We start from the raw sequence: 11,865 nt of genomic DNA on the forward strand, positions 1-11,865 counted from the left end.
CCGCATTCACGAAACCCGTCCGGCGACGGAGCGCGCGCATTTCGTGAATCTGCTGTTTCCGCAGGTACCGGCCCAGGCCGACCATTCTGGGGCACGACCGGGGCCTTGCCGCAAGGCCCCCGGTGCGCTATACATTAGGAGTGGCAAGGAGTGGATTTTCTCCTTGCCTTTTCCTTTTGCGGCAGCGCGGCGGCGGTGCGTCAGGACGCGGGCGGGGGCGGGGCAGCCGCCCAGGCGAACCCGTCCGGGTCGGTGAAGGAGCCGGCGCTGCCGCCGATCACGAGCCGGTGCGAGCCGGTGCCGTCGGGAGAGACGCCGACCTCCTTGGCGAGGGCGCGGTGCCGGTACAGCGCCAGCTTGACGGGCCCCGTCCCGGCGGCGAACTCGACGTACATCCGGCCGAAGCTCTTCGCCACGGCAAGGCCCTGGCCGACGTGGAACCGCTTGCTCGCGGCCACGTCCGCGACTCCCAGCAGGAGTACGAAGTCGTCGATCCGGCGGGTGGCGGGGCCGCCGTCCTTCTTCGCCGAGGTCGCGACCTTCCAGATGGTCCCGTCCGGGGCCTGTACGACTCCGCCGTAGCCCCAGAGGGACTTCGCGGCGGGCTTCAGCGCCGTGGCGCCGGCGCCCAGGGCCGTGCCGATGAGGCTGTCGACGGTGGACGGCTGGGACACCGTCAGCGCCAGCGTGAACCCGCGGAAGCCGGAGGTGGGTGCCTCCGAGGCGCGCAGGCGCAGCCGGGTGTCGAGGCCGAAGGCGGCGGTGTAGAAGCGTTCGGCGGCCGTGGGGTCGGCCACGTCGAGGGTGACGGATTCGATGGTTGCCATGGTCATCACGCTAGTTGCGGCTCGGCGGACGACGCTTCTTGATTCCTGACCGGTCTGGTCACCTGTTTCGCCACGCACGCCGGCAGGCCCGCCCCGGCGCCCGTCGCACGCCGCCGGTAGGTGCTGGGCGGCATGCCGACCAGCTCGGTGAAGCGGGTGCTGAAGGTGCCCAGCGACGAGCAGCCGACCTCGAAGCAGACCTCGGTGACGCTCAGGTCGCCCCGGCGCAGCAGCGCCGTCGCCCGCTCGATGCGACGCGTCATCAGGTACGAGTACGGTGACTCGCCGTACGCCAGCCGGAACTGGCGGCTGAGGTGCCCGGCCGACATGTTCACGCCTTCGGCGAGCGCCTCGACGTTCAGGGGCTGCGCGTACTCCCGGTCGATCCGGTCGCGGACCCGGCGCAGCCGCGCGAGGTCGCTCAGGCGCTGCTGCTCGGCGCGTGCGCGCCCCCAGGCGGGCTGGCACATGGGACAACTCCTTCTCGTCGGTGTCCGCGAGCATCCGGGGCACGTTCCGGAGCAGGCGGCGAGGTGCTCGACGGCGCTGCCCGGCCTGCCGGAGGCGGCCGGCCGTTCGGGCGGGCCTGACAGGCCGGGCAGCGGCCCGGGTTCCACGGGGGTTGCGACCGGACGGTTCAGCGGAGTTCCTGGATACGGACCAGGTTGCCCGCCGGATCGCGGAAGGCGCAGTCGCGGATGCCGTACGGCTGCTGGGTCGGCTCCTGGACGACCTCGGCGTTACCGGCCTGCACCTTCTCGAACGTGGCGTCGAGGTCCGGGGTGGCCAGCAGGATCCAGCCGTAGGTGCCCTTGGCCATCATCTCGGCGATGGTGCGGCGCTCGGCCTCGGTGACCCCCGGGTCGACGGCGGGCGGTGCCAGCAGGATGGACGTGCTGGGCTGGCCCACCGGTCCGACCGTGATCCAGCGCATCCTGCCCTGTCCGACGTCGGCGCGGACCTCGAAGCCGAGGACGTCGCGGTAGAAGGCCAGGGACTCGTCCGGGTCGTCGTGCGGGAGAAAGCTCGTGTGAATGGTGATGTCCATGACGGCCATGCTAGGCACGGCCCCGTGCGGTGCGCTTCTCGATTCCTGACCGATCGGGACGGCTGATCCGGCCGACTGATCCGGCCGGGTGATCCGGCCCGGCTGATCCGATCGATCCGACCGGAGGATCCGACCGACCGATCCAGCCGGGTGATCCGCCGTGCCCGGTCGCCGACGGTCACGGCAGGTCGCCCGCCCAGTCCCAGCGGAGCGGATCCCCGGCCCGGGGGCGGTAGCAGGCCCGGCCGCCGCCCCCGTAGGCGCCGATCTCCGTGGGCAGGGCCGCCCCGTCGCGGAGCTCCTCGGCGCTCCGGCCCGTCACGTCGAGGAGCAGCCCGTCCAGCGGCCCGGCCACCAGCTCCCGGTACTCGCGGCCGCGCCGCGGGCCCGGGTCCGGATCGTCGTGGTCCGCCCCGTACACCCGGCCCCGCATCAGCTGTTCGTCGTCCATGGCCGCAGCATCCCAGCAGGCACCGACAGCGGGCCCGCCACGGCCCGGCCGTTGCCGGGGCCGGCGCACCCGCCGGCGCGCCGGCCCCGGTCCGGTCAGCCCAGGGCGGCGATGGCCGGGACGAACTTCGAGGCGTCGACGGTGCCCCAGCCGGTGGCCAGGTCGTAGCCGGGGGTCACGGGCTGTCCGGGGACGCCGTTGTAGGTGTTGGAGCCACCCACCACGTCGGTCAGGCCGGTGCCCTTGGCGCCCGCCCGCTGGAGTGCGCCCAGTGCGTAGAGGGCGTAGTTGAGGTTGCCCAGGCGGTGGCCGGCGGCCTGGTCGGCCAGTGCCACCACGCCGGAGAAGATCGGCGTCGCCACGCTGGTGCCGCCCCACAGCTCCCAGCCGGTGTCGTCCGGGCCGAAGCTGTTGTACGTCCAGACGCCGGTCAGCGGGTCGCCGAGCATGCTGACGTCCGGCACGCCGCGGGTGTTGCCGACCACGTTCTGCACGCCGGCCTGGAACAGCGGGCGGCCGAACACCTTGGACTTGCCGCCGCCCGAGGCACCGCTGTTGGTGCTGGGGTCGTCCCAGACGGTGTCGGGGCTGAGCCGGTTGCCCTGCGCGTCCAGTTGGACGGTGGTCGCACCGACGCCGGTGACCAGCGGGTCCGAGGGGGGCCAGGAGGTCACCTGGTACGGGTAGAGCGTCGAGCCGTCCGGCCCGGCGTCGGTCGAGCCGTTGTCGCCGGAGGCCGCCAGTACGGAGACGCCGTGCGCCGCCGCGTCCTTGAAGGCGTAGCGCAGGTTCAGCAGGCTGGAGTAGTCGCCCTGGTCGAAGCCCGGGAAGGTGTTCTCGGTGGCGCCGAAGCTCTGCGAGATGACGTCGCCGACACCCTGCTTGACCAGCGCGTCCTCACCGTTCATCATCTCCGGGAAACCGGTGGTGCCCTCGGTCTCCGAGACCCCGGTCTCCAGCAGCACGATGTTCGCGCCGGGCGCCATCGCGTGGGCCATGTCGACGTCGATCGTCGTCTCCTCCGCCCAGCCGAGCATGTCACCGTCGGTCGGGTCGAACGGCGGCACGGTGCCGGACTGGACGACCTTGACGTGGGCGCTCGGTATTCCGTATTGCGCGCTGTAGACGTCGAGGTCGTGCTGGATCGTCGGCGAGCCGAAGGAGTCGACGATCACGATGGTGCGGCCCGCTCCGGTGATGCCCTTGCCGAACAGCGGGTGCTCGTTGTAGGCCTGCTCCAGCTGGGTGGCGCCGTAGCAGGAGGACTGGAGCTGCGCCTGGCAGTCGGCGAGGCTCAGCGGGCTGGGGTACTGGCCCTTGCCGACCCGGTGGCCGATCGCCGCCGGTACCGGCCGTGCCTGGCGCGCCTGGTGCGCGGGCCCGGCGGCGGTGGCCGTGAGGGCTGCCCCGGCCGTGCCCGCCCCGGTGAGGGCGGTGGTGGCGGCGAGGGCGGTGATGGCGAGCGCCGACATGGTCCGGCGGCTGGTGGTACGTCGCATGGGTGTCCCTGGGGTGGTGGTTGATCCCGTCGACGACGGCTGGGACACATGAGACTGCTACCACGGCCAACGAGTCATCACCTTGTCGTACTTATAGGGAAGTCTTTGCGGTGGCATGGCAGAACCCCTGCGGCGCAAGGACGCTGGGCGCCGGGCGCTCGCGGCCAGCGCGCCCGGCGGCGCACCGGGACGTTCCAAAACCGTGTACACGGACGACTGTTCAAGTGTCCCGGGTGCTCACTAGAGTTCTACCGTGGCCGAACATGAGACCGATGACGTGTGGGGCGAATTCCTCCGGGAGTTCGAGAAGAACAACGCGGTGCGGGAGCCGAGCGCCGCGGAACGGGCACGGCTGCGGCCCGAGCCGCAGCCGGAGTCGCAGCTGCGCGGACGGAAACGCCTGATCCTGGCCCTGCTGCTCTGCCTGACCGCGGCCGCCGGTGCGATGGTCTACCGGTTCTGGCCGGCGCACGCCGCGGGCAAGCCGTCCGTGGTCGCCGCGCCGACCACTGCCGCCACGACCACCGCGCCGACCGCCGTCCCGCTCATGGTCTTCCCGGCGCAGGTCCAGGGCTACACCAGGGTGGCCGACATCGCCGACAAGAGCTGCACCGGCACCGACACGGTGGGGGTCGCCCTGGCCGGGATGATCACGCAGAGCCACGGCTGCCTCGGCGTCGACCTCGCGCTGTACAAGGACGCCGCCAACAACGAGTACAGCCTCGCGGTCTTCACCATGAAGGACGCGGCCGACGCGGCCGCCATCACCACGAAGCTCGCAGCCAACCCGATGGACGACGAGGTCGCCGTCCAGCTGCCCCCGAAGGGCTCCGGCCTGCGGGAGTTGCCGGCCGACAGCGGCCTGGTCCAGGCGTTCGCCGGTGTCGGCCCCGTGATGGTGGTCGGGATGGCGCAATGGTCCGACGGCCACAGCGGCGACTTCCAGCACCTGGAGGACCAGCTCGCACCGCTGATGAAGGCCGTCACGCACGCGGTGCCCAGCTGACGGTCCGACGGCGCCCGGCGGACCGGCGAGGGGCGGCGGCGGCAGCGGCCCGGAACAGACGCCCGTCCCGGGCTCAGGACCGGGCTCAGGACCGGGCTCAGGCCTCGGCTCGGCCCGCGCCGTAGGCCGCCCACGGCCCCAGTGCGAACCCGGCACCGGCTCGCCGGACCTCCACCGCGCCGGCGCCGCCGAAGTGCGCGGGCACGACCAACTCCCGCTCGTCAGCTGCGCGTTCGAGTACGCGATGACGACTGGCCGCCGCCTGCACCTGGTCCAGGCAGAAGCAGCTGTTGCAGGAGGGCTGGAGGATCTGCACCGGGCTGTGCAGCAGATCGCCGACGAAGACCGCCCGGTCGCCCCCGGACGCGAGCCGCAGCACGGACGAGCCGGGCGTGTGGCCGGGCGCGGACTCCAGCGTGAGGTGCTCGTCGATCCGGTGGAAGCCGTCCCAGAGCACGGCCTGCCCGGACCGGTGGACGGGCGCGACGCTGTCCTGGTAGATCAGCCGGTCGTCCTCCCGCCCGCCGCCTCCGTACGAGTTGTCCGGGCCGAAGTGGAAGTCGTCGGCGGCCGGGATGAGGTACCGGGCGTTGGGGAACGTCGGCACCCACTCCCCGTCGGCCTCCATGGTGTTCCAACCGACGTGGTCGCCGTGGATGTGGGTGTTGACGACGACGTCGACGTCCTGCGGGCGGACGCCGGCCGCCGCCAGCCGGCCGAGGAAGTCGTCCTGCCGGTGGTGGAAGTGCGGCGAGCCGGGGCGCTCGCGCCCGTTGCCCACCCCGGTGTCGACCAGGACGGTCTGCCCGCCGCTGCGCAGCACCCAGGTCTGCAGTGCGACCGTCAACAGGTCGGTGTCCGGCTCCCAGTGGTCCGGCGCCAGCCAGTCCTCGTTGTCCTTCCACAGCCCGGCCCCGGAATCCGGGACGATCCGCCGGGCGGGCGCGAACGCCCGCTGCCATTCGAGGACCCGGACGACCTCGACCTCTCCCAGCACCATGCCCTGCACGTTCTCGTTCGTCATGCCCTCATCCTATGAAGATCGATTGAGCCTCTCAATGCCCGCCTGGCTCACTGGAATACGCATCCGGCTCACGGTTGAGGCCGGAGATACCCTGGGCCGATGGATGTGGTGAGCGACGCGATCTCGGCCGTACGCATCGGACGGCCCTCCTCGAACCGGGTCCGGGTCGGCGGGAGCTGGTGCACGCGGTTCGCCCCGTACGACGGAGCGGGCTTCCACGTCGTCCTGGAGGGCGGCTGCTGGCTGCTGCCCGACGGCGGCGGCGCGCCCGTGTCGCTCGGCGCGGGTGATGCGGTGCTGCTGCCGTACGGCACCGGGCACGTGCTCGCCGACTCCCCCGTCGACGCGGCGGCCGTGCAGCGGGCAGTGCCGTTCGACAGCTGGCGCGACCGGGCTTCGCCCCACCGGTCCCCGGCCGTCTCCGGATCCGGGTCCGGATCCGGCTCCGGCTCCGGCGAGGTGGAACTGCTCTGCGGGAAGTACCGGTTGGACCGCAGCCGGGTGCACCCGCTGATGGCGGAGCTGCCGGAGGTCGTCCACCTGCCGCACCGCGCCGGCAGCCACCCCGAACTCCGTTCCGCCATCGACCTGCTGGGGCTCGAAGTGGGCGCGCGGCAGCCCGGGTCCTGCATCGCCGTCCCCAGCCTGCTCGACCTCCTGCTCGTCTACATGATCCGCTCCTGGATGACGGAGGGCGGCACCGGAGCCTGGCCGGCCGTCCTGGGCGACCCGGTGGCGGCCGCCGCCCTGCGGGCCCTGCACTCCGACCCGGCGGCGCCCTGGACCAACGACAGCCTCGCCGCCGAGGCCGGCGTCTCCCGCCCCACCCTGGCCCGCCGCTTCACCGCTCTGGTCGGCCGCCCTCCCATGGCCTACCTCACCTGGTGGCGCCTGACCACCGCCGCCGCCCAACTCCGGGACACCACCGACCCGCTGGCCGCCATCGCCGAACGCGTCGGTTACAGCACCCCTTACGCCCTCTCGCACGCCTTCAACCGCGAATTCGGCACCACCCCCGGGCGGTACCGGGCAGCGACCGCCGGCCGGCCCTGACCGCTCGGGGGCGCTGCCGCGCACCGGCCCGCGGCCACGATGCCGGTGGCGCGGTGTGTCCTGGTGCCCGACCTACCGCGAGCCGGAGGAGCCGACGGTCCGCCTGTCCGTACGTTCCGACCCGAAACCACCTCAACCAGTGGGCGTTCGCTGCTTGCGCCAACGAGCCTGGTGGAAGATCGGCTCGACGGCGACGACGCAGAACGCGTGCATGGGCCGGTTCGTGCCCTCGGGGTCGAAGAACCCGGCCAGGTCGCCGAGGAAGCCTTCGCCGTGCCGATGGACGTGTGGGTCCCGGGCGACGCGGTCGCCGGCGTCGGTGAGCCAGTCACCGATCCGGAAGAGGACTTCGGCACGGGCGGTGAGGACGATCGTCGCGGCGTGCTCGGCGAAGCGGGCGGGGCGGCGATCGGCCCGGCGGCGGACCTCCTCGGGGCGGTCCGCAGATCGCGCCGCTGGAGCGGTCACCCGCAACGGCGCGCCGGCGCGGCGCATCCTGTGCCGCAGCTCCGGCCAGTCGGACACCCGTAGGCCCGCGTCCTCGCGGGCCAGGAGCACGGGCAGCGTACGGGTGGCGCCGTCGGCCGGGGTCGTCTGCCGGGCGCCCGGCGGAACCGGGATGTGGATCGCGCTGTGCGGGCTCGTCGCCGCGACGCGGAACAGGGCGCCGAGCCGGAGGAGATCGGCGCGGCTCGCCTTCAGGTACCCGACCTGGCGGTCGGGCGGGTGGACGAAGGTGTTGCGGAGCATGGGACCGGTGCTCAGGATCCGGCCGAGCCCGGATCCGGGACCGGCAATGGCATGGCTCGTCACCTGCAAGCGCATCCGACCGTCGTCACCACCCATGGGCCAAGTACAGCACGAGCGTTCGTGGCTTCGAACTCCTCGTACGAGACCACGCTCCCCGCGCCGACACACCCGTCCGCCTATGCCGGAATCTCCTTCGGCCACCGGTGCACTCGCCCGACGAGAACTTCCCTACCCCGCGGTCTCCTTGACGAGCTGGTAGGCGGCGGCCGCCGACAGCGCGGGCGCGACCCGGCGCAACTCCCTGACCGCGTCCGACAGGTCGCAGCCGGGTTCGACACCCGCGTCCCCCAGGGCCCGGCGGACCCAACGGCGGCGGAGGTCACCGTCGGACAGCTCGGCCGACCCGGCGACGGCGCATATCGCCGCTCCGAGGCCGACCCGGGCGGAGGGATCCGCGGTCTCCAGGGCCTGCCGAAGGATCGCCTGCACTTCGTCGGCCTCACGGATGACGACAACGTTCACCGGCTCGGAGCGCCGGAACTTGAACACAACGATGCCTCTCGGGAGAACGGGAACACGGCGGCACGCCGCACAGCTCGCGACCCCGCCGCGGGCCCCGTCCGACCGGCCCTGCAGCGGTGCGGCCGCCTTGGCAGGCCGCACCGCCACGGGGGGTGGTCGTCCCGCGGCACAGCCCACCCGGGCCGCAGGACGGTCCGGGACGCGACAGACGGCACAACGGCTACCCCTGTCAGAATCCCGGCTGCACTGCTTGACGGCGCCTCTCGCTACGCGTCGGAACGCCGCACCGGCGGTGCACGGCGGCCGGTCCCCCGGACGGTGCCTTCCGGCGGCCGGCTCGCTTGGATCCCACTCTGCCGTGCCCCGCTCACGTCCCGCATGCGAACCACTAACGCCCCGATGACGCACCCGGGACCTCCCCCGCACGGCAAGGCACCGGCGGACCTGTCCAGTACCTCGGCGGCCGCCCAGGCGGACGCTCCCGTCGGGCGGGCGCAGCCGAGGGGCGGGCGCTCGGCCCTGGCTAAGGTACGGATCATGACTCCGGATTCGATGTCCCCCACCGATGTGACCGACCGTCTCGCCGTCCTCGGTGCGGCGGAGCTGAGCCGCGATCAAGAGGCGGCGGCCGGGCTCGCCGAGGCGGCGCACCGGATCCTGGCGGACCTGGTCGGCCGGGGTGCGGCGCTGGGGTGGGTCGAGCCGCCCTCGCCCGAGGAGGTCGCGGAGCTGCTCGACCACGTGCTCGGCGCGGTACGGGCCGGGGACGGCGCCCTGCGGGCCGCCTACCTGGGCGGCCGGCTGGTCGGGCTGGGGTACTGGCTGCGGTACGCCCGGCCGACCCACCGGCCGCACGCCGATCTGGAGAAGGTCGCGGTGGACGGCGGCCTCCAGGGCCGCGGCGTCGGCCGGGCGCTGACCGCCGCACTGGTCGAGGACGCCCGGGCCGCCTGTGTCGAGGTGCTCACGCTGGACGCACGCGGCGACAACACCGGGGCCCTGGCGCTCTACCGCTCGCTGGGCTTCGCCGAGTACGGCCGGCTGCGCGACTTCGTCGCCGTCGGGCAGCGCCGCTACGACAAGGTGTTCTACCAGCTGGACTTCCGCCGGGAGGGCTGACCGTCAGCGGGGGCGCGGCGTCCCGGCCGGGCCCCCGCGGACGGGTCAGCCGGCCTTGACCAGCTGCCAGCTCTGGTTCGCTCCCCCGTTCGCCGGCCACTGGATCACCCCGGCGCCCATCGTGAGCGATGCCCCGCTGACGTCGGCCAACTGGCCGTCCGCACGGGATTCCAGGGTGTAGTGACCGCCGGTCGACGGCACGACCAGCCACTGCTGGCCGGTGCCGCCGTCGGCGCTGCGCAGGTCGAGCTGGGTGCCCGGCAGCGTGCTGGGGCCCGGGAGGTCGAGCGCCTTGCCGCTGGCCACCCCGGTGATCGTGTAGTAGCCGTCGCCGGTCGAGGCGAGCCGCCACTTCTGGTTGGCGCCGCCGTTGGACGGCCACTGGATGACCGGGGTGCCGTCGGCGGTGCCCTGGTTGGCGGCGTCGAGGAGCTGGCCGCTGTTGGCGTCGGCCAGCTGGTAGGTGCCGTCGAGCGGGGCGGTGGTGCCCGGGGTGATGCTCAGGTTGCTGAACTGGGCGCCGTAGTAGCCGCCGGTGCCCAGCGCGATCTGCCCGGCGCCGTAGCTGCCGTCGGTGACGGCGGCGACCACGGCGCCGTCGATCCGCGCGGTGATGGCGCTGCCCTGGAAGGACAGGGCGAGGTGGTGCCAGCTGCCGGCGGAGACGCCCGGTACCGTGCCGCTCGCCAGCGTGGTGAAGGCCCACGCGGTGTCGCTCTTGAGGAGCGTCCAGACCCCGGTGTCGCTGATCCGCAGGTTGTAGGCGTTCAGGCCGTTGTTGTTCCTGGCCTGGGTCCCGACCCGGCCGAGCAGTTCGGCGGTGCCCGCCTGCTCCAGCAGCACGTCGGCGGCGACGGTGTAGTCGGACCAGCCCAGATCACCCATCAGCGTGTACGGCTGGTCGGCGGACTCGGCGGTCCAGCGGATCGGGGTGGTCGGGGCCTGCTGGCGCAGGCACCGCCCGGCCCGGCCGCCCGCGCACGGTTCGGTCTCGAAGGCGCCGTTCATCGCGGCGAAGTACGCGGCCTCCTGGCCGGTGGCGGTGCCGGCCAGCGAGTCGGTGTACGGGAGCGCGAGCCGGCCGCGTTGCGGCGAGGGCGCCGTACCGGCGCCCTGGCCGGTGGTCGTGGTGACGGTGTAGAGGCGGCCGGGCCGCAGGGTCAGCCGGTACACCCCGGCGGTCGCGGTGAGGTCGGCGCCGGAGGTCATCCGGGTGGTGGCGGCGCTCGCCGAGAGGTCCGTGGACCAGACGTGCAGCGCGCCGGCCGGCAGGCCGCCGGCGACCTGGAGGGTGACGGTCTGGTCGGCGGTGGCGTCCATCGTCTCGAACACGGTGCTCCAGGCGGCCTTGCCCGGTGCGGCGTAGCTGAGGTAGCTCCCGTTGGCCCGGTTGCCGCCGAGGTAGCCGGAGGCGGTGTCGAGGTACTGCCAGCCGGGGGCGGTGAACTGGGTGGTCTGCGCGGTCGCCCAGGCGCTCCGGCCGACGGTGTAGGCGCCGGACCAGGGCTGGTCGGCCGTGACCAGGCCCATCGTGTTGAAGCCGAGGTTGGGATAGAGCGCGGCGACCACCGGCCAGTTGATGATGGCCGTCATTCTGGCGTCCAGGTAGCCGCGGTTGATCGCGCGGGCCATCGGGGCGGCGCCCGTCTCGGCGTCCTCGGAGCCGTTCTCGCTCGCCCAGAGCTGTTTGCCGGTGGCGAGGGCGTCGGGGGTGCTGGAGCAGCTCGTCATCGCGGACATGTATCCGCACGGGTAGTGGGTGCCCACGATGTCGACGGCGGAGTCGAGTGCGCTGTCGGTGCGCATGGAGGTGGCGATGGACCAGTTGTCGTCCGCGCCGACCACCTTGGTGCCGGTGAAGCCCTTCGCGGCCAGGGTGGCGTGCAGGTTCTCGTACCAGGCGGCGTTGTAGCCGCGCTCGTTCCAGCCGCCCAGGTAGTCGATGGCGAGTCCGTGCTGCCGGGCGCAGCCGAGCCAGTCCATCAGGTAGTCGATCATGTCCTGGGACCAGAAGTTGCCGTTGCCCACCCAGCCGGGTGCGCCCCAGGCGAGCGCGTAGAGCTTGATCGCGGGGTTGCGGGCCTTGGCCTGTTCCATCAGCCACCACTCGTAGCCGTTCGAGCAGTCGACGGCTCCCCGGGTGTGTTCGAAGGAGGACTCGGCGCCGTCGGTGGAGTTGGTGTCGCCACCGATCTCGGCCTTGAGGATTTGCAGCGCGGCGCCGTAGCCGGGCTTGAAGAGGTAGTCGAGGATCTGGCCGCGCTGCGGTTCGGGGTAGTCGAGCAGCAGGCGGGAGTTGCCGCCGCCGCCGCTGATGGCGCCGACGCCGTCGAAGGTGCGGCCCGGGGAGGTGCCGTCGACGGTGACGGCCGTGGCCGTCGCGGCGGCGGTTGCCGTGCGGGCGGTTCCTGTGCGGGCGGCCGTCGTGGTGGCGGTCGCCCGCCCGGTGGCGGTCGCGGTGGCGAGGCACAGGGTGAGGCAGAGTGCGAGGACGGCGCCGGCCGTCCGTATCGGCCGGCCTGCGGGTGGAGTGGGTCGCATCGTGGTGGAGCCCTCCCTGACGTCA

The 11,865-nt window shown here is 72.9% G+C and carries 12 protein-coding genes; 3 read left to right on the plus strand and 9 right to left on the minus strand.

Annotated features, from left to right (window positions below):
* Nucleotides 1-200: 200 nt before the first annotated feature.
* From ABD330_RS14495 to ABD330_RS14515, 5 genes are all read right to left on the minus strand, one after another.
* Nucleotides 201-827 (minus strand): glyoxalase, encoded by a 627-nt coding sequence (locus ABD330_RS14495; RefSeq protein ID WP_344464835.1) that lies wholly within the window; start codon nucleotides 825-827, stop codon nucleotides 201-203.
* A 5-nt stretch (nucleotides 828-832) separates the two neighbouring features.
* The gene (locus ABD330_RS14500) at nucleotides 833-1,297 is read right to left on the minus strand and encodes a helix-turn-helix transcriptional regulator (RefSeq protein ID WP_344464837.1); all 465 of its coding nucleotides are present in this window, start codon (nucleotides 1,295-1,297) and stop codon (nucleotides 833-835) included.
* A gap of 167 nt (nucleotides 1,298-1,464) precedes the next feature.
* Entirely contained in the window at nucleotides 1,465-1,875 is a 411-nt protein-coding gene (locus ABD330_RS14505; protein ID WP_344464839.1) for a VOC family protein, read from the minus strand.
* Between the two features lie 178 nt (nucleotides 1,876-2,053).
* Entirely contained in the window at nucleotides 2,054-2,326 is a 273-nt protein-coding gene (locus ABD330_RS14510) for a hypothetical protein (protein WP_344464841.1), read from the minus strand.
* Between the two features lie 95 nt (nucleotides 2,327-2,421).
* A complete protein-coding gene (locus tag ABD330_RS14515; RefSeq protein ID WP_344464843.1) occupies nucleotides 2,422-3,825 on the minus strand; it encodes a S53 family peptidase in 1,404 nt (467 codons plus the stop codon).
* Between the two features lie 253 nt (nucleotides 3,826-4,078).
* Between ABD330_RS14515 and ABD330_RS14520 the strand changes: the two genes are divergently transcribed.
* Complete coding sequence (locus ABD330_RS14520) at nucleotides 4,079-4,831, plus strand: hypothetical protein (RefSeq protein WP_344464845.1); 753 nt, start codon at nucleotides 4,079-4,081, stop codon at nucleotides 4,829-4,831.
* Between the two features lie 97 nt (nucleotides 4,832-4,928).
* On the opposite strand, the gene ABD330_RS14525 is transcribed toward ABD330_RS14520, so the two are convergent.
* Nucleotides 4,929-5,855: an MBL fold metallo-hydrolase gene (locus ABD330_RS14525; RefSeq protein ID WP_344464847.1), complete on the minus strand. Its 927-nt coding sequence runs from the start codon at nucleotides 5,853-5,855 to the stop codon at nucleotides 4,929-4,931.
* 99 nt (nucleotides 5,856-5,954) lie between these two features.
* On the opposite strand from ABD330_RS14525, the gene ABD330_RS14530 reads away from it, so the two are divergent.
* On the plus strand, nucleotides 5,955-6,908 hold the full coding sequence (locus ABD330_RS14530; RefSeq protein WP_344464849.1) for an AraC family transcriptional regulator: 954 nt from the start codon (nucleotides 5,955-5,957) through the stop codon (nucleotides 6,906-6,908).
* A gap of 132 nt (nucleotides 6,909-7,040) precedes the next feature.
* Here ABD330_RS14530 and ABD330_RS14535 read toward each other — a convergent pair whose 3' ends face one another.
* Both ABD330_RS14535 and ABD330_RS14540 read right to left on the minus strand, forming a co-directional pair.
* Nucleotides 7,041-7,658 carry a hypothetical protein gene (locus tag ABD330_RS14535; protein WP_344464851.1) on the minus strand — a complete coding sequence of 206 codons (618 nt, stop codon included), beginning with the start codon at nucleotides 7,656-7,658 and terminating at the stop codon, nucleotides 7,041-7,043.
* A gap of 228 nt (nucleotides 7,659-7,886) precedes the next feature.
* Complete coding sequence (locus ABD330_RS14540; RefSeq protein ID WP_344464853.1) at nucleotides 7,887-8,207, minus strand: hypothetical protein; 321 nt, start codon at nucleotides 8,205-8,207, stop codon at nucleotides 7,887-7,889.
* A 510-nt stretch (nucleotides 8,208-8,717) separates the two neighbouring features.
* On the opposite strand from ABD330_RS14540, the gene ABD330_RS14545 reads away from it, so the two are divergent.
* Nucleotides 8,718-9,299 carry a GNAT family N-acetyltransferase gene (locus tag ABD330_RS14545; RefSeq protein WP_344464855.1) on the plus strand — a complete coding sequence of 194 codons (582 nt, stop codon included), beginning with the start codon at nucleotides 8,718-8,720 and terminating at the stop codon, nucleotides 9,297-9,299.
* Nucleotides 9,300-9,344: 45 nt separating this feature from the next.
* On the opposite strand, the gene ABD330_RS14550 is transcribed toward ABD330_RS14545, so the two are convergent.
* The gene (locus ABD330_RS14550; protein WP_344464857.1) at nucleotides 9,345-11,840 is read right to left on the minus strand and encodes an RICIN domain-containing protein; all 2,496 of its coding nucleotides are present in this window, start codon (nucleotides 11,838-11,840) and stop codon (nucleotides 9,345-9,347) included.
* Nucleotides 11,841-11,865 lie beyond the last annotated feature (25 nt).

Source organism: Kitasatospora kazusensis, assembly GCF_039529945.1.
Classification (GTDB): Bacteria; Actinomycetota; Actinomycetes; order Streptomycetales; family Streptomycetaceae; genus Kitasatospora; species Kitasatospora kazusensis.

Excerpts from the sequence above, each read along its gene's own strand:
- ABD330_RS14495 (WP_344464835.1), bottom strand. The coding sequence starts at position 827 with ATGGCAACCATCGAATCCGTCACCCTCGACGTGGCCGACCCCACGGCC.
- ABD330_RS14500 (WP_344464837.1), bottom strand. The coding sequence starts at position 1,297 with ATGTGCCAGCCCGCCTGGGGGCGCGCACGCGCCGAGCAGCAGCGCCTG.
- ABD330_RS14505 (WP_344464839.1), bottom strand. The coding sequence starts at position 1,875 with ATGGACATCACCATTCACACGAGCTTTCTCCCGCACGACGACCCGGAC.
- ABD330_RS14510 (WP_344464841.1), bottom strand. The coding sequence starts at position 2,326 with ATGGACGACGAACAGCTGATGCGGGGCCGGGTGTACGGGGCGGACCAC.
- ABD330_RS14515 (WP_344464843.1), bottom strand. The coding sequence starts at position 3,825 with ATGCGACGTACCACCAGCCGCCGGACCATGTCGGCGCTCGCCATCACC.
- ABD330_RS14525 (WP_344464847.1), bottom strand. The coding sequence starts at position 5,855 with ATGACGAACGAGAACGTGCAGGGCATGGTGCTGGGAGAGGTCGAGGTC.
- ABD330_RS14530 (WP_344464849.1), top strand. The coding sequence starts at position 5,955 with ATGGATGTGGTGAGCGACGCGATCTCGGCCGTACGCATCGGACGGCCC.
- ABD330_RS14535 (WP_344464851.1), bottom strand. The coding sequence starts at position 7,658 with ATGCTCCGCAACACCTTCGTCCACCCGCCCGACCGCCAGGTCGGGTAC.
- ABD330_RS14545 (WP_344464855.1), top strand. The coding sequence starts at position 8,718 with ATGACTCCGGATTCGATGTCCCCCACCGATGTGACCGACCGTCTCGCC.
- ABD330_RS14550 (WP_344464857.1), bottom strand. The coding sequence starts at position 11,840 with ATGCGACCCACTCCACCCGCAGGCCGGCCGATACGGACGGCCGGCGCC.